At 66.3% G+C, this 21,813-nt stretch carries 24 protein-coding genes, 1 other RNA gene and 2 pseudogenes; 15 read left to right on the forward strand and 12 right to left on the reverse strand.

What is annotated here, in order from left to right:
* Nucleotide 1: 1 nt before the first annotated feature.
* The 7 genes and pseudogenes from FOB47_RS13925 to FOB47_RS13950 all read right to left on the reverse strand — a co-directional run bounded on the left by FOB47_RS13925 (nt 2) and on the right by FOB47_RS13950 (nt 3,804).
* Nucleotides 2-382, reverse strand: coding sequence for a head decoration protein (locus tag FOB47_RS13925; protein WP_009521786.1), 381 nt, complete (start codon nt 380-382; stop codon nt 2-4).
* A gap of 1 nt (nt 383) precedes the next feature.
* Nucleotides 384-1,619, reverse strand: coding sequence for a S49 family peptidase (locus FOB47_RS13930; RefSeq protein WP_174781349.1), 1,236 nt, complete (start codon nt 1,617-1,619; stop codon nt 384-386).
* Nucleotides 1,620-1,633: 14 nt separating this feature from the next.
* Nucleotides 1,634-2,287: pseudogene (locus FOB47_RS13935) on the reverse strand (phage portal protein); the annotation flags it as partial.
* Nucleotides 2,287-2,493: a phage head-tail joining protein gene (locus FOB47_RS13940; protein ID WP_063392223.1), complete on the reverse strand. Its 207-nt coding sequence runs from the start codon at nt 2,491-2,493 to the stop codon at nt 2,287-2,289. The pseudogene FOB47_RS13935 and the gene FOB47_RS13940, both read right to left, overlap by 1 nt.
* 7 nt (nt 2,494-2,500) lie before the next feature.
* Complete coding sequence (locus tag FOB47_RS26385; protein WP_420839249.1) at nt 2,501-2,755, reverse strand: terminase gpA endonuclease subunit; 255 nt, start codon at nt 2,753-2,755, stop codon at nt 2,501-2,503.
* A 12-nt stretch (nt 2,756-2,767) separates the two neighbouring features.
* Nucleotides 2,768-3,277 (reverse strand): annotated as a pseudogene (locus FOB47_RS13945) (phage terminase large subunit family protein); the annotation flags it as partial.
* Nucleotides 3,277-3,804 carry a hypothetical protein gene (locus tag FOB47_RS13950; RefSeq protein WP_063392224.1) on the reverse strand — a complete coding sequence of 176 codons (528 nt, stop codon included), beginning with the start codon at nt 3,802-3,804 and terminating at the stop codon, nt 3,277-3,279. The gene FOB47_RS13950 and the pseudogene FOB47_RS13945, both read right to left, overlap by 1 nt.
* A 105-nt stretch (nt 3,805-3,909) precedes the next feature.
* On the opposite strand from FOB47_RS13950, the gene FOB47_RS13955 reads away from it, so the two are divergent.
* The 7 genes from FOB47_RS13955 to FOB47_RS13985 all read left to right on the forward strand — a co-directional run bounded on the left by FOB47_RS13955 (nt 3,910) and on the right by FOB47_RS13985 (nt 7,772).
* Nucleotides 3,910-4,107 (forward strand): DUF6900 domain-containing protein, encoded by a 198-nt coding sequence (locus FOB47_RS13955; RefSeq protein ID WP_063392225.1) that lies wholly within the window; start codon nt 3,910-3,912, stop codon nt 4,105-4,107.
* 96 nt (nt 4,108-4,203) lie between these two features.
* Nucleotides 4,204-4,731, forward strand: a complete 528-nt coding sequence (locus FOB47_RS13960; protein ID WP_095558445.1) for a DUF3489 domain-containing protein — start codon at nt 4,204-4,206, stop codon at nt 4,729-4,731.
* A 100-nt stretch (nt 4,732-4,831) separates the two neighbouring features.
* The gene (locus tag FOB47_RS13965; RefSeq protein WP_063392227.1) at nt 4,832-5,191 is read left to right on the forward strand and encodes a hypothetical protein; all 360 of its coding nucleotides are present in this window, start codon (nt 4,832-4,834) and stop codon (nt 5,189-5,191) included.
* Nucleotides 5,192-5,291: 100 nt separating this feature from the next.
* Complete coding sequence (locus tag FOB47_RS13970) at nt 5,292-5,660, forward strand: hypothetical protein (RefSeq protein ID WP_063392228.1); 369 nt, start codon at nt 5,292-5,294, stop codon at nt 5,658-5,660.
* Complete coding sequence (locus tag FOB47_RS13975) at nt 5,549-6,922, forward strand: recombinase family protein (RefSeq protein ID WP_244959471.1); 1,374 nt, start codon at nt 5,549-5,551, stop codon at nt 6,920-6,922. The genes FOB47_RS13970 and FOB47_RS13975 overlap by 112 nt, the downstream gene beginning before the upstream one ends.
* Nucleotides 6,919-7,302: a hypothetical protein gene (locus FOB47_RS13980; protein WP_063391274.1), complete on the forward strand. Its 384-nt coding sequence runs from the start codon at nt 6,919-6,921 to the stop codon at nt 7,300-7,302. Before FOB47_RS13975 ends, FOB47_RS13980 begins: the two co-directional genes overlap by 4 nt.
* Nucleotides 7,299-7,772: a hypothetical protein gene (locus FOB47_RS13985; RefSeq protein ID WP_174781351.1), complete on the forward strand. Its 474-nt coding sequence runs from the start codon at nt 7,299-7,301 to the stop codon at nt 7,770-7,772. The genes FOB47_RS13980 and FOB47_RS13985 overlap by 4 nt, the downstream gene beginning before the upstream one ends.
* A gap of 306 nt (nt 7,773-8,078) precedes the next feature.
* Here the strand turns inward: FOB47_RS13985 and ssrA are convergent.
* From ssrA to ompA, 4 genes are all read right to left on the reverse strand, one after another.
* Nucleotides 8,079-8,437, reverse strand: a transfer-messenger RNA (tmRNA) gene (gene ssrA, locus FOB47_RS13990).
* 54 nt (nt 8,438-8,491) lie between these two features.
* Nucleotides 8,492-9,166 carry a phosphoglycolate phosphatase gene (gene gph, locus FOB47_RS13995; protein ID WP_174781352.1) on the reverse strand — a complete coding sequence of 225 codons (675 nt, stop codon included), beginning with the start codon at nt 9,164-9,166 and terminating at the stop codon, nt 8,492-8,494.
* A 2-nt stretch (nt 9,167-9,168) separates the two neighbouring features.
* Nucleotides 9,169-9,918, reverse strand: coding sequence for a bifunctional 2-polyprenyl-6-hydroxyphenol methylase/3-demethylubiquinol 3-O-methyltransferase UbiG (ubiG, locus tag FOB47_RS14000; RefSeq protein ID WP_053821304.1), 750 nt, complete (start codon nt 9,916-9,918; stop codon nt 9,169-9,171).
* A 203-nt stretch (nt 9,919-10,121) separates the two neighbouring features.
* Nucleotides 10,122-10,784, reverse strand: a complete 663-nt coding sequence (gene ompA / locus FOB47_RS14005; protein ID WP_023265125.1) for an outer membrane protein OmpA — start codon at nt 10,782-10,784, stop codon at nt 10,122-10,124.
* Between the two features lie 436 nt (nt 10,785-11,220).
* Between ompA and gyrA the strand changes: the two genes are divergently transcribed.
* From gyrA to aroA, 7 genes are all read left to right on the forward strand, one after another.
* Nucleotides 11,221-13,944, forward strand: a complete 2,724-nt coding sequence (gene gyrA / locus FOB47_RS14010) for a DNA gyrase subunit A (RefSeq protein ID WP_174781353.1) — start codon at nt 11,221-11,223, stop codon at nt 13,942-13,944.
* An 81-nt stretch (nt 13,945-14,025) separates the two neighbouring features.
* A complete protein-coding gene (locus FOB47_RS14015) occupies nt 14,026-14,589 on the forward strand; it encodes a DUF2059 domain-containing protein (protein ID WP_053821306.1) in 564 nt (187 codons plus the stop codon).
* Between the two features lie 115 nt (nt 14,590-14,704).
* Complete coding sequence (gene serC / locus FOB47_RS14020) at nt 14,705-15,859, forward strand: 3-phosphoserine/phosphohydroxythreonine transaminase (RefSeq protein WP_053823020.1); 1,155 nt, start codon at nt 14,705-14,707, stop codon at nt 15,857-15,859.
* Between the two features lie 82 nt (nt 15,860-15,941).
* Complete coding sequence (pheA, locus tag FOB47_RS14025; protein ID WP_053821307.1) at nt 15,942-17,093, forward strand: prephenate dehydratase; 1,152 nt, start codon at nt 15,942-15,944, stop codon at nt 17,091-17,093.
* Between the two features lie 70 nt (nt 17,094-17,163).
* Nucleotides 17,164-18,279 (forward strand): histidinol-phosphate transaminase, encoded by a 1,116-nt coding sequence (gene hisC / locus FOB47_RS14030; RefSeq protein ID WP_053821308.1) that lies wholly within the window; start codon nt 17,164-17,166, stop codon nt 18,277-18,279.
* A gap of 166 nt (nt 18,280-18,445) precedes the next feature.
* The gene (locus FOB47_RS14035) at nt 18,446-19,342 is read left to right on the forward strand and encodes a prephenate dehydrogenase (RefSeq protein ID WP_174781354.1); all 897 of its coding nucleotides are present in this window, start codon (nt 18,446-18,448) and stop codon (nt 19,340-19,342) included.
* Nucleotides 19,343-19,403: 61 nt separating this feature from the next.
* Entirely contained in the window at nt 19,404-20,708 is a 1,305-nt protein-coding gene (aroA, locus tag FOB47_RS14040) for a 3-phosphoshikimate 1-carboxyvinyltransferase (protein WP_174781355.1), read from the forward strand.
* Nucleotides 20,709-20,732: 24 nt separating this feature from the next.
* Here aroA and FOB47_RS14045 read toward each other — a convergent pair whose 3' ends face one another.
* Nucleotides 20,733-20,993, reverse strand: coding sequence for a DUF2061 domain-containing protein (locus FOB47_RS14045; RefSeq protein WP_053821311.1), 261 nt, complete (start codon nt 20,991-20,993; stop codon nt 20,733-20,735).
* A gap of 119 nt (nt 20,994-21,112) precedes the next feature.
* On the opposite strand from FOB47_RS14045, the gene cmk reads away from it, so the two are divergent.
* Complete coding sequence (cmk, locus tag FOB47_RS14050; RefSeq protein ID WP_006576193.1) at nt 21,113-21,787, forward strand: (d)CMP kinase; 675 nt, start codon at nt 21,113-21,115, stop codon at nt 21,785-21,787.
* Nucleotides 21,788-21,813 lie beyond the last annotated feature (26 nt).

The following is a 21,813-nucleotide window of genomic DNA, read 5'->3' on the forward strand; positions in this document are numbered from 1 at the left end:
GTCAGACTCCTTGGCGAACGAGGACACCCAGCGCTTTGAGCTGGGCAATGGCGGCCTGCTGCTCGGCGGTGGTGATGCCGGTGGGCCACGAGAGTGCGTGGTCGGAGACGATGGCGTGACGCGCCACCATCAGGCCGTCATTGCGCTCGGCCAAGGCGGCATCGACTGCCTGCATCAGCACGCCAGCGGCGACCTGACTGCCGTCGGTGGCCGAGGGGTCGATCCGCTTGACCTTGCCGGTGGCGGTGACCATCCCGACGACCGCGCCCAGCGGCAGGGTCTGGCCAGCGGCCACCGTGACGCGGTCACGCGAGTAAAGGTTCGGGGCCTCGTACTTGAGCAGGTCGCCCAAGTTCATCGATTCGGTGAACACAGTGGGCATCTCAGATCTCCTTCTTCAGCGATGCGGACTTGGCCGCGAGCTGCTTCGCGGCCTCGAGCAGCGGGTTGCTGGCGGTGGTGGAGGCAGCGGCATCGGGGGCGATGCGGCTGACGATCTCGGGACTGGCTTCAGCCTGTGCGGCCAGCAACTGGCTGCGCACCTTGGCGGGCGACGCCTGCGCCTCGAGGAAGCCCGCGATCAGGTCGGCTCGCCCGGCCAGGGTGCAGGTCTGGGCGATTTCGACGGCGTCGGCCAGGTCAAAAGCGGTGGCGGTCGCCGGTTGAGAAGTACTGCCAGCAGGATCAGCAGCAAGCCGATCAGGAGCAGCGGGGTGGGTTCGATCATTCATGAAAGGCTCCATCTGGAGGTTGCGGAAAGAGCCCGAGTGGCTTGCCGCCAGATTCGGGAGTGGGGAAATGGATTCGCAGAGCTGGGCAAGCGCGTCATCGAACGTGCCGACGGCATCGGCCAGCCCGATGGCGACGGCGGCCTGCCCGAAGAACAGCCCGGCTTCGGTGTCCCGCACGGCGGACGGCTCGATGCCCCGGTGGCGGGCCACCGTCTCGACGAACAAGCCATAGACGCGATTCACCTCGGCCTTGAGGAAGGCGTGGGCCTCGCTCGAAATCGGCTCGTGCGGGTTGAGGTCGTTCTTGCGGTCGCCGGCGAACACCGCCGTGTAGCGGACGCCGTCCTGGGCGTCCTTCTCCGACTGGTCGATGTGCATCGCAATGACGCCAATCGAGCCGACGCCGCCGGTGCGCGACACGAACACCTTGTTGGCGGCCGAAGCCAGTGCGTAGGCCGCCGAGAAGGCCATGTCGTTGGCCACCGCCCAGACTGGTTTGACGCTTGATGCTGCACGGATGCGATCCGCCAGATCGAACACACCGCCCGACTCGCCACCCGGGGAATCGACGTCGAGCAGGATCGCGGCGACATCCGGGCTGGCCAGGGCGGCGTCGAGCTGGGCGGTGAGTCCCGCGTAGCTGGTCAGGCCCGATTCGGCTTCCAGCCCCACGGTGCGCCGCACCAGCGTGCCGTGGATCGGGATGACCGCGACCTTCGGCGTCTCGGTGGCCGCGGTGCGCGTGGGCGGCGTGAAGCCGGTTGGTGCGGCCAGATCTGCCAGACCGACCCGGGGGCCGAGCACGGCCAGGATCACGTCAAGTTTCGGGCGATGGATCGCCAGCGGCACGCCAAAGAGGCGTGCCGACAAATGCGGCAGCAGGGTCATGGGAAACCTTCAGGCAGGTGGATGATTTCGCCCGAGTCGATGCGCACCGTGTCCATCCCGCCCTGGCCCGACATCGGCGCCAGACGCCCGTCCTCGGGATGCGAACGGTATAGGTGGTAGGCCACGCGTCGCCCGAGCCCGTCGAACTCGATGCCCGAGCGCACCACGTTGCCCGAGGGCAGATCGGTGTTGAGGCTGATCGGCAGGTGCTCGGGCTCCAGCAACTGAAGCTGCAGGGGCACGACCAGGCCATCCTCCGGGCGCCGTGGCCGCAGCCGGATCAGGCATTCACCCCCTTCGAGCATCGCGCGGCAGGCCAGCGCCTGCAGGCCGTAGAAGTCGGTCTGCCCAGCGGCGTCGGCTTCCTCCGTCCAGTCACGCCACAGCGCCTGCACCTCGGTCTTGAAGTGCTCGTCGGCAGCCAGGCTCTGCGGCTTGATGCCGGTACCCACCGCATTGGCCACGAAGGCCTCGATGCCGGCCTGCGCCCAGGCATTGCGACGGACGAGGTCGCGGCTCTTGCTGCGCAGTTCGCTGTTGGTCGCTAGCATCGCGGCCACCGCACCCGGGTTCCCGGGCATCCAGGCAAGCGAGCGACGGCCTCGGCCAGCGGCTTCGTGGACGGGCGATTGGCCGAACAGGCTTCGGAACTTAGAGAACCAGGCCATCAGAAGCCCTTGCCCGTGGTGACGCGGATTTGGCGCTTGCGACTTGTGCCCGCGCCGCGCGCGACTTCGGCCTCGACCGTGCGGATGGCCGACTGCAGTTCCTCGACCGAGCGGTACTCGACCGTCTTGTCGCCAAAGCTCACGCGGCGCTCGCCGGTAGCCAGCGCGCGCTTGAGCGCGTCGAGTTGTGTGGTGGTGTAGGTCATCGGGTCCTCATCGGGTCAGCCAGCGGCTCTTGATCACGCGCCGACCGGAATGGCGGGCGCCAGAAGCAGCGAGGCCACCGCTATGGGTGGCCTCATCTGGGTCGAATGCTTGAATCGGGGGCGGCTCATCCGGTGGTCGCTCCATCCCGAGCTGCCGCTCCAGTTCCCGCCAGTGGCGCTCCTCGAAGCGATCCAGCCCTGCCGCCGACGCGGCGGCACGGGCGTACACGTAGCAGTCGAGCGCTTCGTTGCGCTCACGCATCTTTTGCCACTCGCGCACCGGGAAGCCGACTGCGCTGTTGGCCCCGGTCATCACCAGCACGCCGCCCCGGAACTCCTTGGCCAGGATGGTGTTGCCCGAGTCCCGGCTCCTAGCCGGTGCGATCAGTTCCGCCAGGGCCGCCGACTCCTCGATCAGCGGATCGATCCGCTGCTTGGAGTTGCGCTTGGCCATCTCCACGGTCGGCCACACGGCCATCATCGGCCCCGGCGCGTGGTGGATCACGTAGCCGATCCAGTTCGAGCCCATCTCGGTCGCCCCGAGCTGGGCGGCCTTCATGAACACCACGCGCTCGACCGGCGAGGTCGGTGACAGGCAGTCCATGATCGCCTTCAGGTACGGCGTGCGGCTGGTGCGCCAGCGCCCCGGCTCGGCGGACGCCTTGGAGGACAGCATCCGATGCCGATCCGACCATTCGGACACCGTGAGCAGCGGGTCGGGGGTCAGCCCCTCGCGCCACGCACGCTCGATCTCGGTAGCGCCTTCGTAGTCCATGTCCAACATCAGTCCACCCGGGGACGCAACTCGCCCAGTTCCTGCAGGTGCTCACGCACCGCCGCCTCCAGGGCGACGTGCATCGTGTGCGGATCGACGCCAAGCTTGGCCGCCATCTGCGCCGAAATGCGCGCGGGCCAGTTCAGCCACGCGTCGCGCTCGGAGCGCGCTAGCTTGAAAACGTGGGCGATGGCCTGCGGCCGATCCACCAGTTCGCCCTTCAGACGGGCCAGCCGCACCTTGTTCGTCTGCGCCTTGACCACCTCATTGACCGTGCGGGCCTGAAGCAAGGAGGTGCCGCCAGCGGGTAAGGCCCCAGGCCCGTCGCCACCACCCTCCGGCACGGCGACCTTTGCGGGCTTGGCGCGCGTTCCGGCCTTGGGCGTATCCGAATTGCGCGCCCACTCGCGGTCGGCACGGTCTGCATCGATGGTGCCGTCAGCCTCCGGCGTGATGCGCCCGGCGCGAATCGCCTTGTGAACAGCGGTGTCCGTCACGCCACGGTGACGGGCGTAAGCGCGAATCGAGATACCCATCGGCCCCTTCAATCATTCGTTCGTGATTCCCCCGGAATCAGCTTGGCTTCCATCTGGAACAGCGCGTTCATACGTTCGTCATCCACCACATCGAAGGACACGGAAATGAACCAGCTCGACACCCTGCTCACGCAGATCGCCCAGCAGCACCTCCGCATCGAAACCCTGGAGACGCGCAAATCGGACAGCCTCGACTTCCATGACCTGGCGGTCTGGTGCCTGCGCGATGCCCTTGAAGCCGCGTTCAACGCAGGCGTCGAGCAGGGTCGCAAGGCCGTGAAGGCGGACAAGGCCGGCAGCTGATCAAGAACGGCTGGAGACAAGCGGAAAGCGCTTGCCTTCACTGCCGAACAGCGCGTTCATCACGTCACCCGATCAACCACCCCGAAGGAGCAGCAAATGACCACCGCCCACCTGACCCCGGCCCAGCACGCGATCCTGGCCTACGCCCTCGAACACACCGACGGCAAGATCGACTGGTTTCCCGACAACATCAAAGGCGGCGCGCGCAAGAAGGTGCTCGACGGCTTGTTCAACCGCGCCCTGATCACCCCCTCAGGCACCGACTGGTTCGTCGCCGCCGAGGGCTACGACGCAATGGGGCACGCCCGTCCCGCGCCTGCGCCACTGGCCGCCGACCCGGAGATCGAAGCCGCCGTGGCGGCAGCCGAAGCCGAGTGGGCCAAGGAGAAGACCCCGGAGCAAGTGCCGGCCAAGCCCCGCACCCGCGAGAACAGCAAGCAGGCCGAAGTCATCAGGATGCTGCAACGCCCCGAGGGCGCGACGGTACGCCAGATCTGCGACGCCACCGGCTGGCAGGCGCACACGGTACGTGGCACCTTCGCTGGAGCCTTCAAGAAGAAGCTTGGCCTGACGATCGTCTCGGACAAGGCCCAAGGCGGCGAACGGGTCTACCGGATCGCCTGAGGAATTCGATCACGACGCCGCCTGAAACGCTTGGCTTCTCCGCAGAACAGCGTGTTCATGCTGGTGTCGTGATTGACGACGCAAGACAAGGAGAACTGCAATGAGCACCATGACCATCACCATCGAACGCACCCCGCGCACCCTGCAGGTTGGCGACAACACCATCCAGGTCGAGGAGCTGGGCGTCCGACTGCCGTTTGCCCGCAAGCCCGCCGATCTGGGCGAGGTCGGCGGCCAGGGCCAGACCAGGATCTACGTCACCGAAACCAAGGAACTCACCACTGCCGAATTCGATGCCTTTGCCCGCAGCCTGTTGGTGTCGTGTGATTGGCTGCGCGGCAAGGGCGGCGGCACCGGCGATGGTTACCTCTGCGTCGAGGTCACCGCACCGGGACGCCCCTACCTCTACGTCAATCCCGAGGGTGGCGATTACGCCCGGTACGTGGCTCGGCTCGGGTGAGCGGAATTGTTCGAGAAAGAGGCCAAGCGGCGCTTGGCTTCTCAATCGAACAGCGCGTTACTACGGACGTCGCAACGATCAACCCCGAAGGGAGCCCGAGATGACCACCAACCAGCAAATCCCCGCCACCCAAAACGATGCCTGGGGCTTTTGGGGCACGATGAACGAGCAGGCCAGCGCCGCGTGGCCCTTGGCGATGACCGCAATCTCGGACGCCACCAGCCAGCCCCTCGAATCTGTCCGGATCTTCCTCGACAGCCGCCACGGTCGCCACTTTGCGGACGATGTGCAGAACGGGCTGCACCGGGGCCAAGCCCTGGCCGACGCGATCCACGCCGCCACCCAGCAGTGGATGGGCTGGAAGATCGGACGCCAGACCAGCAAGGACTACGGCATCCCGCGCGGCCTGCCTTACCTGACCGGGTTTGTGATTCACTGCGAGATCACCGACGAGTCGCTCGCCGCCTGATCGAACAACAGGCCAGCCAACGCGCCGAGGGGTGGATTCCGGTCGTCGACGACTACGACGACCCCGGCTACTCCGGCGGCAACACCGAGCGGCCGGCCCTCAAGCGTCTGCTGGCCGACATCGAGCGCGGGTTGGTCGACATCGTGGTGGTCTACAAGATCGACCGCCTCACGCGCAGCCTGGCCGACTTCTCCAAGATGGTCGAGGTGTTCGAGCGCCAGGGCGTGTCCTTCGTGTCGGTCACGCAGCAGTTCAACACCACCACCTCGATGGGGCGGCTGACGCTGAACATCCTGCTGTCCTTCGCCCAGTTCGAGCGCGAGGTCACCGGCGAGCGTATCCGCGACAAGATCGCCGCCGCCAAGAAGAAGGGAATGTGGATGGGCGGCGTGCCCACCATCGGCTACGACGTGGTCAACCGCCAACTGGTGGTCAACCCAGCCGAGGCGGCGGTGGTGCGGCGTATGTTCGAAGAGATGCTGACCATCGGATCACCCACGCAGATCGCCGCCCGGTTGACTGCCGAGGGCGTCACGACCAAGGCATGGACGACCCAGGACGGCCGCGTGCGTACCGGCACGCGCATCGACAAGAAGTACATCCACAAGGTGCTGCGCAACCGCATCTATCTCGGAGAACTGTCAAATCGCGGCCAGTGGTACCCGGCGCAGCACGAACCGATCATCGAACGCCAGCTGTGGGATCAGGTGCATGCGGTGCTGGCCCGCGACAGCCACGCGCGGTCGGTGGACACCAAGATCCGCTCGCGCAACGACGCGCTGCTGCGGGGGCTGCTGTACGCGCCGACGGGCGAACGCATGTACCCCACGTACTCGCGCAAGAACGGCCGCAAGTACCAGTACTACGTCTCCAAGTCTGAGAGCCGGTTCGGCGCACCCGGCAAGAGCTACGAGCGCCTGCCCGCCGGCGAGATCGAAGCGGCGGTCGTGGCCCAGATCCGGACCGTGCTCACCAGCCCCGAATCCGTCGCCGCCGTCGTGCGCCAGGTCCAGCGCCAGGGCGCGCCCATGGACGAAGCCGCCGTCGTGATGGCGATGGGGCGGCTGAACGACGTGTGGGATCAGCTCTTCCCGGTCGAGCGGCACCGCATTGCCAACCTCATGATCGAGCGCATCGACCTCGTCCACACCGACGAGATGCAGGGGATCAAGGTGAAGTGGCGCGAACTGGGCTGGGACGCTTTGATTGGCGAGTTCGCGCCCAGGAGCATCGGCGCCGAGTTGCTGGAGGTCGAAGCATGAAAGACGGAGTTCGCGAAACCTTTGTGCCGCTGACCCTGCGGCGGCGCGGCGTGCGCCGGCTGGTTCAGCACAAGGCCGAGGACCGGGACACGCACGACAGCACGCTCATCGAAGGGATGGCAAGGGCCTTCCACTGGCAGCGGTTGTTAGACAGCGGCGCCATGCCGAGCGGCTCGGCCATTGCGCGTGCCGAAGGGCTGCACCACTCGGTGGTCAACGAACTGCTGCGCCTGACGCTGCTCGCGCCCGACATCGTTGAGCTGCTGATGGCCGGGCGACAGCCGCGCCGGATGAGCCTGATCTGGTTCCAGCGCAATCCGCTGCCGGTGGACTGGGCGGCGCAGCGCGAGATCGTGCGACGCTTCGAGGAGGCCGCGTGAGCACCAAGCATCGCGGACGCTTCGAGGGGGCGCTAATCACCCAGAAACTCCCGGCGCCGGCCGGCGGCGTGAAGCTGGAAACCTTTCTGCCCTGGCGGCTCGTCCAGCGTGGCACCCGGCGCGCGGTGATCCCACCCCCTGGGGTCCGGACGGCCGTCGAGGCGCACTCGACCTGGGCCGCTCCCGTGCGCACCGAGATCCCGGACACCGCGCTCCTGCGAGCGCTTGGGCTGGCGCACCACTGGCAGCGGCTGCTCACCGAGGGACGGGTTGCCTCGGCGGCCGAGATCGCCATAGCCGAGGGGATGGACGTCTCGCAGGTCCATCGCCTTATGCGGCTGACCCTGCTGGCCCCCGAGTTGGTGGAGCGCCTCGCCGCCACCCCCGAGCTCCCCGTCGAGCGACTGCTGGGTCGCCCGTGGCCCTATGGCTGGGCCGAGCAGATCCGGGTGCTGGCCTCGATGCCCTGACGGGCCCTGTCATCACATCGCCGCCGCCTTCGGGCGGCCTTTTTGCGGCCTGACGATCTCTCTCGGTCACCGCCGCCGGGCAGTTGCCGACTGCAACCGGCGCCGCTAAGTCCTTGATGGAGCACGTACAGGTCCCCGGAGTCCTCCACGGACACTGAGCGAAAAACAGAGAACAGAGAGGCCGTGAGGGGCGAAGGCGGTCCGAGCTCAAAGGCTGCGTCCGCAAGATCACGCCGTGAACACGCGCCAACACGCGGGGAACGCGCAAGAAAAAAGGCCAACCGAGAACGGTTGGCCTTGGGTAAATGGTGGAGCCGGCGGGAATCGAACCCGCGTCCGCAGATCCTCCACAGAGAGTTCTACATACTTAGTTCTGTCATTTGATTTAACCGCCGCATCGCGGACGAACACGCTCTACGACGGCGAGTCACTTGGTTTTCGTCCCTGAGGTCGTGACACCCGCAGGGCTTATCTGACGTCAATGACCTCGCGTGGTCTTGCGACCCTAGCCCGTCAGCGAGCCAGTGCGAGGACGGCGGCCCTTAGGCTGCCAGTGCGTAACGTTCGTCGTTAGCAGTTATTGCGTTCCCATTGATTTACGAGGTGACGGGTCCTCGGTATGCCCTCTACTGCTTTGCAACCCACGTCGAAACCAGGTCGGCCCCAGTAAGGAAAACGGATTGTACTCGCTTTCGACGCCGGGCGTGCGTGTCGGTTCCCTAGAGAGCGGCAACGCCCGCGGTGAGCAGTGGAATCAACTCGCTGGGATGGCGTACCAGGTGGTCGCCGCCCCAGCGCTCGGGCGGCTCGCCCTCGCCGCAGTAGCCGTAGGCTGCCGTGATGGTCGCCATGCCGGCCGCCTTGCCGGCCTGGATATCCCGCAGGTCGTCGCCGACATAGGCGCAGCGCAGCGGATCGACGCCGCTGAGCTGCGCGGCGTGCAGCAGCGGGGCCGGGTGGGGCTTCGGATAGGGCGTGGTGTCCCCGCTGACCACCGCGGCGGCGCGCGGCGCCAGGCCGATCGCATTGACCAGCGGGGTGGTGAAACGGGCAATCTTGTTGGTGACGATGCCCCAGCGGATGCCGGCGGATTCGAGCGCACCCAGAACCTCTTCCATGCCGTCGAACAGGCGTGTGCGCACCGCGATATCGGCTTCGTAGTAGTTCAGGAAGGCATCGCGCAGCGCCGGGAAATCGGGGTCGTCCGGCGTCTTGCCGAAGGCGGCACCGATCAGCCCGCGTGCGCCATGCGAGGCGACCGGGCGGAGTAGCGCGTAGTCCACCGGTTCGCAGCCATGCTCGACCACGAGGCGGTTGGCGGCGGCGGCCAGGTCGGGCGCGGTATCGGCGAGCGTGCCGTCCAGATCGAAGAAAACAGCGTCGAAGGTGGGCATGCTCAGGCGGTCCGGCGCAGGGCCATCATGTAGTTGACGTCGGTATCGCGGCTCAGCTCGTAGACCTGGGACAGCGGACGGTAGACCATGCCGCGCAGCTCGATCAGGTCCAGGCCCGCTTGCCGGGCGAAGCGGGCCAGTTCGGCGGGTTTGATGAACTTGTCGTAGTCGTGCGTGCCGCGCGGCAGCATGTTGAGCACGTATTCGGCGCCGAGCACGGCCAGCAGATACGCCTTCAGATTGCGGTTGATCGTCGAGAAGAACACGTGGCCGCCGGGCCGGACCAGCGTGGCGCAGGCGCGGACGATCGAGGCCGGGTCCGGCACGTGCTCCAGCATCTCCATGCAGGTGACCACGTCGAAGCTGGCCGGCATGCGCGCGGCCAAGGCCTCGGCCGCGATCTCCTCGTAGGTCACGGCGACGCCCGATTCCAGGCTGTGCAGGTCGGCGACCTTCAGTGCCTTGGTCGACAGGTCAATGCCGCGCACGGTGGCGCCGGCGCGGGCCATGCTCTCGGACAGGATGCCGCCGCCGCAGCCGATGTCCACCACGTTCTTGCCGCGCAGGTCGGCAATGCTGTCGATCCAGCCCAGCCGCAGAGGATTGATCTCGTGCAGCGGCTTGAATTCGCTGTTCGGGTCCCACCAGCGGTGGGCCATTTCGCTGAACTTGTCGATTTCCTTCAGATCGGCGTTGCGCGCAATCTGGCGGGTGTCGACGGTCGGGTGAATCACGGGGGAAGTCGGCGTCATGAATCTGGCGCGCGCCTGGCAGCGCGGGACATTAGGAATTGGGGCAACTCTAACAAAATGCGTCCCGCGAGGCGAGCCGGGCGGCGGGTTGTCCGATGGACAAGAGAGTGGGGCAGGAGGGCAGTACCAGGAAGTCGAACGAAAACGCGGGACGAAAAAAAGCCCAGCTTGCGCTGGGCTTTTTCGCCGTGGAGCGGGACCGATCAGCGAGCGCTGCGGGTACCGACCACTTCGACTTCCACGCGGCGGTTCGGCTGCTGGCAGGCGATCTGAGCGGTGCGGTTGCCCTTGCACGACTTCGGATCGACCTTCAGCTGACGCTCGCCCTTGCCTTCGGTGTAGACGCGGTTGGCTTCCACGCCCTTGCTCACCAGATAGGCCTTGACGGCTTCGGCGCGGCGGATCGACAGGCGATCGTTGTAGCGATCGGTACCGAACGAGTCGGTGTGGCCGACGGCGATGATCACTTCCAGAGTGATGCCCGACAGCTTCGACACCAGGTCGTCCAGCTTGGCGCGGCCTTCCGGCTTCAGCACAGCCTTGTCGAAGTCGAACAGCGTGTCAGCGGCGAAGGTGACCTTCTCGCTCGAGACCACCGGGGGAGCGACCGGAGCCGGAGCCGGAGCCGGAGCAGCAGCCGGAGCCAGCGCGCCGTCGCACTGAGCATTGGCCGTGGCCGGGGTCCAGGAGCTATCGCGCCAGCAGAGCTCGTTCGTGCCATTCTTCCACACGTACTCGCTCGTACCGTTACCCCAGTTGTCGTTGACCGCCTTCTTTTCGTAGGGGACCGACGCGGTCTGGGCTTGAGCGGATGCGGCCATTACTGCGGTAGCTGCAACGAGCGCGAGCTTGGCAAATTTTTTCATATTTCTCCTCTCAGGATGAGATCACCGCAGGGTTACTGCGAGCAAATGGACGAAAACAAGTCATACATTCTTCGGAGTATAACCTTCTCGCTCGAGGTGACGAATGCTCCACTTCGAACAATGTCTGGCTCTTCGCTGGGGAATTGTGCCACAAGGCTCGTTTCCTAAGAAGTAAATATATGCGATTCAATCCATGGCTTCGGGGCCTGTGGTGTTTGTGCAACATGGCCCTTGCGATGCCCGCAAACCCTTGTCCGGCTTGGGTTCCAGGGCATCGCCCCTGAGCCGGGGAGGCTGCGTCGAGGGTGGCTGGCGGGCTGCCGGGAGCCGGTGCGCCGCATGTTAGAATGCCATGTTACCCGCCGCGCCGGCAGCACCGATTCATTCCGTGCCGACCGCCGCTTGCGGGCGTTTCAACCGCATAAGCCACGCCGCAATGGATCAATTCGCCAAAGAAACCCTTCCGGTCTCCCTCGAAGAGGAAATGCGTCGCTCGTACCTGGATTACGCGATGAGCGTGATTGTCGGGCGCGCGCTTCCCGATGTACGGGACGGCCTGAAGCCCGTCCACCGGCGAGTGCTGTATGCGATGCACGAGCTGAACAACGACTGGAACCGCCCGTACAAGAAGTCGGCGCGTATCGTCGGCGATGTGATTGGTAAATATCACCCGCACGGCGACACCGCGGTCTACGACACCATCGTCCGCATGGCGCAGGATTTTTCGCTGCGTTATATGCTGGTCGACGGCCAGGGCAATTTCGGTTCGGTCGACGGCGACAATGCCGCGGCCATGCGTTATACGGAAATCCGCCTGTCCAAGATAGCGCATGAAATGCTGCTGGACATCGACAAGGAAACCGTCGATTTCGTACCGAACTACGACGGCTCCGAAAACGAGCCGCAAATCCTGCCGGCCCGTATTCCGAATCTGCTGATCAACGGCTCGTCGGGTATTGCGGTCGGCATGGCCACCAATATCCCGCCGCACAATCTGAATGAAGTGGTCGACGGCTGCCTGCATCTGCTGCGTAACCCGCAGGCGACGGTCGACGAGCTGATCGAGCTGATTCCGGCGCCCGATTTCCCGACCGCCGGCATCATCTACGGCATCCAGGGTGTTCGCGAAGGCTACCGCACCGGCCGTGGCCGTGTGGTGATGCGAGCACGTACCCATTTCGAGGACATCGACCGCGGCCAGCGGCAGGCGATCATCATCGACGAGCTGCCGTACCAGGTGAACAAGCGCACGCTGCTGGAGCGCATCGCCGAGCTGGTCACCGAGAAGAAGATCGAAGGCATCTCCGACATCCGGGACGAGTCCGACAAGTCCGGCATGCGCGTGGTCATCGAACTGAAGCGCAACGAGGTGCCCGAGGTCGTCCTCAACAACCTATATAAGAACACCCAGCTGCAGGACACCTTCGGCATGAACATGGTGGCGCTGGTCGACGGCCAGCCGCGCCTGCTGAACCTGCGCCAGATGCTGGAGTGCTTCCTGTCGCACCGGCGCGAGGTGGTGACCCGCCGCACCGTGTTCGAGCTGCGCAAGGCCCGCGAGCGCGGCCACGTGCTGGAAGGCCTGGCGGTGGCGCTGGCCAACATCGACGAGTTCATCGCGATCATCAAGGCCGCGCCGACCCCGCCGATCGCCAAGCAGGAACTGATGGCCAAGTCCTGGGATTCGCAGCTGGTGCGCGAGATGCTGGCGCGCGCCGAGACCGATACCCCGGGCGGCCGGGCGGCCTACCGGCCGGACGGCCTGCCGCCGGTGTTCGGCATGCAGGACGACGGCCTGTACCGCCTGTCCGATTCGCAGGCCCAGGAAATCCTGCAGATGCGCCTGCAGCGCCTGACCGGCCTGGAGCAGGACAAGATCGTGCAGGAATATCGCGACGTGATGGCCGCGATCACCGACCTGCTCGACATCCTGGCCCGCCCGGAGCGCATTACCACGATCATCACCGACGAACTGACCGCGATCCGCGCCGAATTCGGCGACGACCGCCGTTCGCAGATCGAGCTGAACGCGACCGAACTCGACACCGAGGACCTGATCACGCCGCAGGACATGGTGGTCACGCTGTCGCACAGCGGCTATATGAAGAGCCAGCCGATCTCGGAGTACCGCGCGCAGAAGCGCGGCGGCCGCGGCAAGCAGGCGATGGCGACCAAGGAAGATGACTGGATCGATACGCTGTTCGTCGCCAATACCCACGACTACATCCTGTGCTTCTCGAACCGCGGCCGGCTGTACTGGCTGAAGGTCTATGAGGTGCCGCAGGGCTCGCGGACCTCGCGCGGCCGGCCGATCGTCAATATGTTCCCGCTGCAGGAAGGCGAGAAGATCACGGTGATCCTGCCGGTGCGCCAGTTCGACGCCGAGCACTTCATCTTCATGGCGACCGCTCGCGGCACCGTCAAGAAGACCGCGCTGACCGAGTTCTCGAACCCGCGCAAGGCCGGCATCATCGCGGTCGACCTCGACGAGGGCGACTATCTGATCGGCGCGGCGATTACCGATGGCCAGCACGACGTGATGCTGTTCTCGGACGCCGGCAAGGCGGTGCGCTTCGACGAGAACGACGTGCGTCCGATGGGCCGGCAGGCCCGCGGCGTGCGCGGCATGAACCTCGACGAGGGCCAGACCGTGATCGCGATGCTGGTCGCACCGGCCGAGAACGCCGAGGATGCCGGCTCGGTCGGCAGCGTGCTGACCGCCACGGAGAACGGCTATGGCAAGCGCACGCCGATCACCGAATACACTCGACACGGCCGCGGCACCAAGGGCATGATCGCGATCCAGACCAGCGAGCGTAACGGCCGCGTGGTCGCCGCCGCGCTGGTCGCGCCCGAGCACGAAATCATGCTGATCACCACCGGCGGCGTGCTGATCCGCACCCGCGTGGCCGAAATCCGCGAGATGGGCCGCGCGACCCAGGGCGTCACGCTGATCAACGTCGACGAGGGCACCAAGCTCTCGGGCCTGCAGCGCATCGTCGAAAGCGATGCCGATAATGGCGAAAACGGCGAGAGCAGCGAGGGCGGCGAGAATGGCGATCACGATGCCGCCACCGATGCCGCCACCAACGGCGACGACAATGGTGCCGGCAATGGCGCCGATGATGTCGCAAATGGTGACAATGGCGCTCAATCGTAATCAGATGCAACAATGGCGCGGCCGCTGGAACTAGGCCAGTCGCTACCGGACTAAACCGGACGAATTCATCAGGGAGTCATAATGCTCAACACCACTCGACGTATTGCTGTGCTGGCTGCTTTTGTTCCGGCCTTGATGGTCGCGCAGCATGCGCGCGCGCAGGACGCGGACAAGACCGCGGCGATCAAGGAACTGCTGTCGGTGATGCAGGCCGACCAGGCCGTCAAGGGCCAGGCCGAGAACTGGCAGGCCGGCGCCAAGCAGGAAGCGCCGCTGGTGCTCGAACAGGTGCTGGTCGAGAACAAGACGCTGAGCGACGCGCAGAAGCAGGCCGCGGTCGAGAAGCTGAAGAAGAACGGCGCGGTGCAGCGGATGGTCGACGGCGCCGGCAAGCAGTTCGGCACCGATGCGTTCAAGAACGACGCGATCAAGGCCCACTACGACGCCTTCGGCAAGTACTACACCGCGCAGGAAATCCGCGACCTGACGACCTTCCTGAAGTCGCCGACCGGCCAGAAGTTCATGGCCAACCAGGGCAAGGCGACCCAGGAGATCTGGGGCTCGATGATGCAGAAGTACGGCCCGCAAGTGGGCAAGTCGATGCGCGACGCCGCCGAGAAGGAAGTCACCGCGGCATCGAAGTAAACCGGGCGCGGCGTCCGGTGCGCCACCTCGGCGACGCCGGGACGCCAACGAAATGCGTCTTTAGGTAATAATGGCTGCTTGGGCTATCCCCAAGCAGCCATTTTTCTTTCCGTTCATGAACGATCCCCAGAATCCCGCCCTTGCCGCCATGATGCAGCGCGCCATGGCCGAACGTGTCTACAACTTCTCCCCGGGTCCCGCGACGCTGCCGGCCGAGGTGCTGCAACAGGCAGCCGAGGAAATGCTCTCCTGGCACGGCACCGGTATCTCGGTGATGGAGATGAGCCACCGCAGCAAGGAGTTCGAGGGGATCCACAACGAGGCGCTGGCCGATCTGCGCGACCTGCTGAAGGTGCCGAAGGAATTCCGCATCCTGTTCCTGCAGGGCGGCGCGATCGGCGAGAACGCCATCGTTCCGCTGAACCTGATCGGGCGCCTGAACCCGGAACGGCCCAAGGCCGACTTCGTCGTGACGGGCACCTGGTCGGTCAAGACGGAACAGGAAACGCGCCGCTACGGCGCCAGCCATGTTGCCGCCAGCAGCGTCGAGCAGCGCTTTGCGCGCATCCCGGATCCGGCGACCTGGCAGTTGTCCGACGATGCCGCCTATGTGCATCTGTGCACCAACGAGACGGTCGTCGGCGTCGAATTCCAGCAGGTGCCGGATATCGGCCAGAACCGCGGCCGCGTGGTGGTCGCCGATGCGTCGAGCCATATCCTGTCGCGGCCGATCGACTGGTCGCGCGTGCAGGTCGTCTATGGCGGCGCGCAGAAGAACATCGGCCCGGCCGGCGTCACCATCGTGATCGTGCGCGAGGACCTGCTTGGCCACGCGCATCCGCTGTGCCCGTCGGCGTTCAACTGGCGCATCGTCAACGACAACAATTCGATGTACAACACGCCGCCGACCTATGCGATCTATATCGCCGGGCTGGTGTTCAAATGGCTGAAGCGGCAGGGCGGCGTGGAGGGCATCGAGCAGCGCAATATCGCCAAGGCACGCGCGCTCTACGATTTCCTGGACCAGAGCGCCTTCTATCGCAACGAGATCGATCCGAGCTGCCGCTCGCGCATGAACGTGCCGTTCTTCCTGGCCGACGAGTCGCGCAACGAGGCCTTCCTGGCCGGCGCGCGGGCCAACGGCCTGGTCCAGCTCAAGGGCCACAAGTCGGTGGGCGGCATGCGCGCCAGCCTGTATAACGCGATGCCGCTGGAGGGCGTCACCGCGCTGATCGACTACATGCGCGAGTTCGAGCGCAGCGCCGCCTGAGCGGCGGCCATTGCACCATCGGCGGCGCGATCGCCCTGCGTGGGCGCGGTCTGCCGTTCGATGGCGAATCGGGATTTTCATCATGACGACACAAGATAAAGACGCTGCGGCCCCAGCCCAGGGCCAGCAGCCGACCATGCCGACCGAGGAGCAGGAGCGCGCGCTGTCCGTGGAGCTGGCACCGCTGCGCGAGCAGATCGATGCCGTCGACCGCGAGCTGCTGGCGATGCTGAACCGCCGCGCGCAGCTGGCGCTGGACGTCGGCGAGGTCAAGAAGAAATTCGGCGCGCCGGTGTTCCGGCCCGAGCGCGAACTGCAGGTCATTCGGAAGGTCCAGGGCAACAACCCGGGACCGCTGCGTGGCGACAGCGTCGCGGCGATCTGGCGCGAGGTGATGTCGGCCTGCCGCGGCCTGGAGAAGCCGCTGGAAGTCGCCTTCCTCGGCCCGGCCGGCACCTTCTCCGAGCAGGCGCTGTACGCCCACTTCGGCCATGAGGTCGCCGGCGTGCCGTGCCCCAGCATTGACGAGGTGTTTCGCGCGGTCGAGGCCGGCACCGTCGAGTACGGCGTGGTGCCGGTCGAGAATTCGACCGAGGGCGCGGTGTCGCGCACGCTCGATCTGTTCCTGCAGACCTCGCTGAAGATCAGCGGCGAGATCGCGCTGAAGGTCCATCACAACCTGATGGCGTCGTCGCCGGACATGAAGGGCGTGACCGTGGTCCGCGCCCATCCGCAGGCCCTGGCCCAGTGCCAGCACTGGCTGACCGCCAACTATCCGCATCTGGAGCGGCAGGCGGTGTCGAGCAACGGCGAGGCGGCGCGCATGGCCAGCGAAGACCCGACCGTGGCCGCGATTGCCGCCGAGACCGCGGCCAATCGCTATCACCTGCACATCATCCGCTCGCATATCCAGGACGATCCGCACAATCGCACGCGCTTCGCGGTGATCGGCCGCTACGAGACCGAGCCCTCGGGCAGCGACCAGACCTCGCTGATCCTGTCGGTGCCGAACAAGGCGGGCGCGGTGTACCAGTTGCTGGCGCCGCTGGCCGACAACGGCGTGTCGATGTGCCGCTTCGAATCCCGGCCGGCGCGCAGCGGGGCCTGGGAGTACTACTTCTACGTCGATATCGAGGGCCATCAGCGCGATGCCGCCGTCGAGCGGGCGTTGCAGCAGCTGCGCGCCAACGCGGCGTACTTCAAGGTGCTGGGCTCGTATCCGTCGAGCAAGTAGCAAGCTGGCGGGCAGCGGCGACACGAACATCGGCCCGCAGCGGGCCGAGGCAAAGCAATCAGGAGTCGATATGGCAGAGCAGGGCAGGCAGTTCGGTCCGGAATATGTGCGGGCGATTTCTCCTTACGTGGCAGGCAAGCCGATCTCCGAGGTCGCGCGCGAGTTCGGCCTGGACGAGGCCGGCATCGTCAAGCTGGCCTCCAACGAGAATCCGCTCGGCATGCCCGACTCGGCCAGGACGGCAATGGCCGCCGCGGTGGCCGAGCTCGGCCGCTATCCCGATTCGAACGGCTTCGAACTGAAGGCCGCGCTGTCGGCGCGCTACGATGTGCCGGCCGACTGGCTGACGCTGGGCAATGGCAGCAACGACATCCTCGAGCTGGCCGCGCATGCGCTGGTCAAGCCGGGCGAGTCGATCGTCTATGCGCAGTATTCGTTTGCGGTCTACGCGCTGGCGACGCAGGAAATCGGCGCGCGCGCGATCGAGGTGCCGGCGCGCGACTACGGCCACGATCTGGACGCGATGGCCGCGGCGATCGCGCCCGATACCCGGCTGGTCTTCATCGCCAATCCCAACAATCCGACCGGGACCTTCCTGCCTGCCGCGCAGATCGAAGCGTTTCTGGCCAAGGTGCCGGCCGATGTGGCGGTGGTGCTCGACGAGGCGTACAACGAGTATCTGGACCCCGAGGACCAGTACGAGTCGGTGCAGTGGGTACGCAAGCATCCGAACCTGATGGTCTCGCGCACGTTCTCGAAGGCCTATGGGCTGGCCGGGCTGCGGGTCGGCTATGCGGTCGCGCAGCCCGCGCTGACCGATCTGCTGAACCGCATCCGCCAGCCATTCAACGTCAACAGCCTGGCGCAGGCGGCCGCGGTGGCGGCGTTGGGCGACGAGGCCTTCCTGCGCAGGAGCGCGACGCTCAATCGCGAGGGCAAGGCGCAGCTCGTGGCGGCCTTCGAGCGGCTCGGGCTGCAGTATGTGCCTTCGTACGGCAACTTCGTGCTGGTCCGCGTCGGCGACGATGACGAGGCCGGCGCGCGCGTCAATCTCGCGCTGCTCAAGCAGGGCGTGATCGTGCGTCCGGTCGGCAGCTACGGGCTGCCGCAGTGGCTGCGCGTGACGATCGGGTTGCCGGATGAAAATGCCGCGTTTATCGCGGCGCTCGAGCGCGCGCTGCAATAGGGTTGCCGCCGTGCGGCGGCGGCGCCGTGGTTGAACATTCGACGGGGCGCCGCTGGCGCCCTGTTTGCCATATCCGGCCCGCGTGTACCGATCGCGCCCGCCGCCGTGCAGCGAGCGGCTACAATGCCGGTTTTCTCCTTTCCGCCGCCGGTCTCGGCGTACTGTCGTGAGTGCCCTGCATTTTTCCCGTGTCGTGATCGTCGGCGTCGGCCTGATCGGCGGTTCCCTCGCTCGAGCCCTGAAGCGCGCCGGCGTTGTCGGCGAAGTGGTCGGTGTCGGCCGTTCGCCCGCCTCGCTGGAACGGGCACTGGCCCTCGGCGTGATCGACCGGGCTGCCTCGCTGGAAGACGCCGCGCAGGGCGCCAGCATGATCGTGCTGTGCGCGCCGGTCGCGCAGACCTTCGCGCTGCTGCACGCGCTGGAGCCGCACCTGCAGCCCAGCACCATCGTCACCGACGCGGGCAGCACCAAGTCCGACGTGATCATGGCGGCCAAGACCGCGCTGGGCGACAAGGTCGCGCAGTTCGTGCCGGCTCATCCGATCGCGGGACGCGAACTGAACGGCGTGGAAGCGGCGCTCGACGATCTGTACGACGGCAAGAAGGTGGTGCTGTGCCCGCTGCAGGAGAACAGCCGGGCCGATGTCGCGGCGGTACGCGCGATGTGGGAGACTGCCGGCGGCGTCTGCGAGATCATGTCCGCGGTGCAGCACGACGCGGTGTTCGCCGCGGTCAGCCACCTGCCGCATCTGCTGTCGTACGCGCTGGTCGCGCAGGTTGCGAATGCCGAGGACGCGGCGCTCAAGCTCGCCTGCGCGGGCGGCGGCTTTCGCGACTTCACGCGGATCGCCGCGTCGTCGCCCGAGATGTGGCGCGACATCTGCCTGGCCAACCGCGACGCGCTGCTGCGCGAACTCAATACCTACCAATCGGTGCTGGCGCACCTGAAGGCGCAGATCGAGGCCGGCAATGGCGAGGCGCTCGAGCGCGTGTTCGCGCGCGCCAGCCAGGCCCGGCTGCAGTGGGGCGCCGAGCGTGCCGCCGCGGCCGACGTCGAGTCGTGATCTGCGCCGAGCCGGCGATCACTTGCCGCCCCTTGCAAGCCCTACCGACCGCAGCCCGACCATGGAACATCTGACGCTTGGCCCTTTCACCCGTGCCGCTGGCACGGTCCGTCTTCCCGGCTCGAAGAGCATCTCCAACCGCGTGCTGCTGCTGGCAGCGCTCAGCGAGGGGGAGACCCGGGTTCGCGACCTGCTCGATTCCGATGACACGCGCGTGATGCTCGGCGCGCTCAAGACGCTGGGCGTGGACTGGCGCAAGGACGGCGACGACCATCTGGTCACCGGCGCCGGCGGCCGTTTTCCGGTCAAGGCGGCCGAGCTGTTCATGGGTAATGCCGGTACCGCGATCCGTCCGCTGACCGCGGCGTTGGCGCTGCAGGGCGGCGACTATCGGCTCTCGGGCGTGCCGCGCATGCACGAGCGGCCGATCGGCGACCTGGTCGACGGCCTGCGACAGGTCGGCGCGCGCATCGACTACCTGGGCAACGAGGGCTACCCGCCGCTGCACCTGCAGCCGTCGGCGATCCGCATCGATGGCCCGATCCGCGTGCGCGGCGACGTGTCCAGCCAGTTCCTGACCGCGCTGCTGATGGCGCTGCCGCTGGCCGACGCGCCGGGCGGCCGCATCGAGATCGAGGTGGTGGGCGAGCTCATTTCGAAGCCCTATATCGAGATCACGCTGAATCTGCTGGCACGCTTCGGCATCGAGGTCCAGCGCGACGGCTGGTCGCGCTTCGTGCTGCCGGCTCGGGCGCGTTACCGCTCGCCGGGCGAGATCTTCGTCGAAGGCGATGCCTCGTCGGCATCGTATTTCCTGGCCGCGGGTGCCATCGGCGGCGGTCCGGTCCGGGTCGAAGGGGTGGGACTGGCCAGCATCCAGGGCGACGTGCAGTTCGCCGATGCGCTGAACCGGATGGGCGCCAACGTGATGGCCGGCGCCAACTGGATCGAGGTGCGCGGCGTGGACCGCGACGACGGCCGGCTGAACGGCATCACGCTGGACTGCAACCATATTCCGGATGCCGCGATGACGCTGGCGGTCGCGGCGCTGTTCGCGGATGGCCCGACCACGCTGACCAACATCGGCAGCTGGCGCGTCAAGGAGACCGATCGCATCGACGCGATGGCGGCCGAGCTGCGCAAGCTCGGCGCCGACATCGAGGCGGGCCAGGACCATCTGCGTATCGCCCCGCCGGCGCAGTGGCGCACGCCCGCAGACGGCATCGATACCTATGATGACCATCGGATGGCGATGTGCTTCTCGCTGGCGACGTTTGGTCCCTTGCCGATCCGCATCAACGATCCGCGCTGCGTGGCCAAGACCTTTCCCGACTATTTCGACGTGTTCGGCCAGGTGGTCCGCTGAGCCCTGGCCGCGAGCACGACCGGCTTATCGGGCTGGCGCCGGGGTCATCGCCATGCCGGCGTCGTGCCGTGCGGAATGCTGCGGGGAGTCCGGTGCGGCGGCCTGCGCCGCCTTGCGCCGTTCGCGCTGCTCCCAGTAGCGGTCGAAGAAGTAGTGGGCCACCGTGTTGACGGCCGGTTCGATGAAGGTGACGGCGCCGCTGATGGCAATGCTGCCCGTCAGCGCATAGGTCACGCTGAACGCGATGCCAAGGTGCATGATGCCGAACGACAGGGTTTTTGCCATGGTAGATTGCCTCGTTGGTCTGCGGGAGCCGCGGATCGACGCGCTCCCTACCGATGGAAGAATGATAATGGTTCTCAATTAGATCGAGAAATTGATCGTTGCTTTCGTTTTGATAAGAAATGACTATCGCTGAAGTCGTCACTATCGACGGGCCAACGGCCTCCGGCAAGGGAACCGTGGCGCACAAGGTCGCCGACGCGCTGGGCTTCCATCTGCTCGACAGCGGGGCGTTGTACCGTCTGGTGGCGCTGGCCAGCGAACGGGCCGGCGTCGATGAAGGGGATGTGCCGGCCCTTGCAAATCTGGCGAGCCGCCTCGATGTGAAGTTCGGCCCGGACCGGGTCTGGTTGTCCGGCGAGGAGGTCAGCCTGGCGATCCGCGCCGAGGCGATCGGCAACCGGGCCTCGGCGCTGGCGGTCCATCAGCCGGTTCGCGATGCGTTGACGGCACTGCAACGGGGCTTTCGCAAACTGCCCGGCCTGGTGGCCGACGGTCGCGACATGGGCACGGTGATCTTCCCGGACGCGCGGCTGAAGGTGTTCCTGACCGCAAGCGTCGAGGCGCGCGCTCGCAGACGCTATAAACAATTGATTGATAAGGGAATTTCTGCTAGTATCGAAAACCTTTTGCGTGATTTGGAAGCACGCGACGCGCGGGACCGTTCCCGTGCCGCCGCGCCGCTGCGTCCCGCGGAAGATGCGCGGCTGCTCGATACCTCCGACATGACGGTGGATCAGGCGGTGGCGCAGGTGCTGGCGTGGCACGCCGAGCTGGGTCCGCTGACCCAGGGGTGACCGCGCAGTGCCACGAGGCGCCGGCA

The sequence above is a fragment of the Cupriavidus gilardii genome (genome assembly GCF_013347325.1).
Lineage (GTDB): Bacteria > Pseudomonadota > Gammaproteobacteria > Burkholderiales > Burkholderiaceae > Cupriavidus > Cupriavidus gilardii.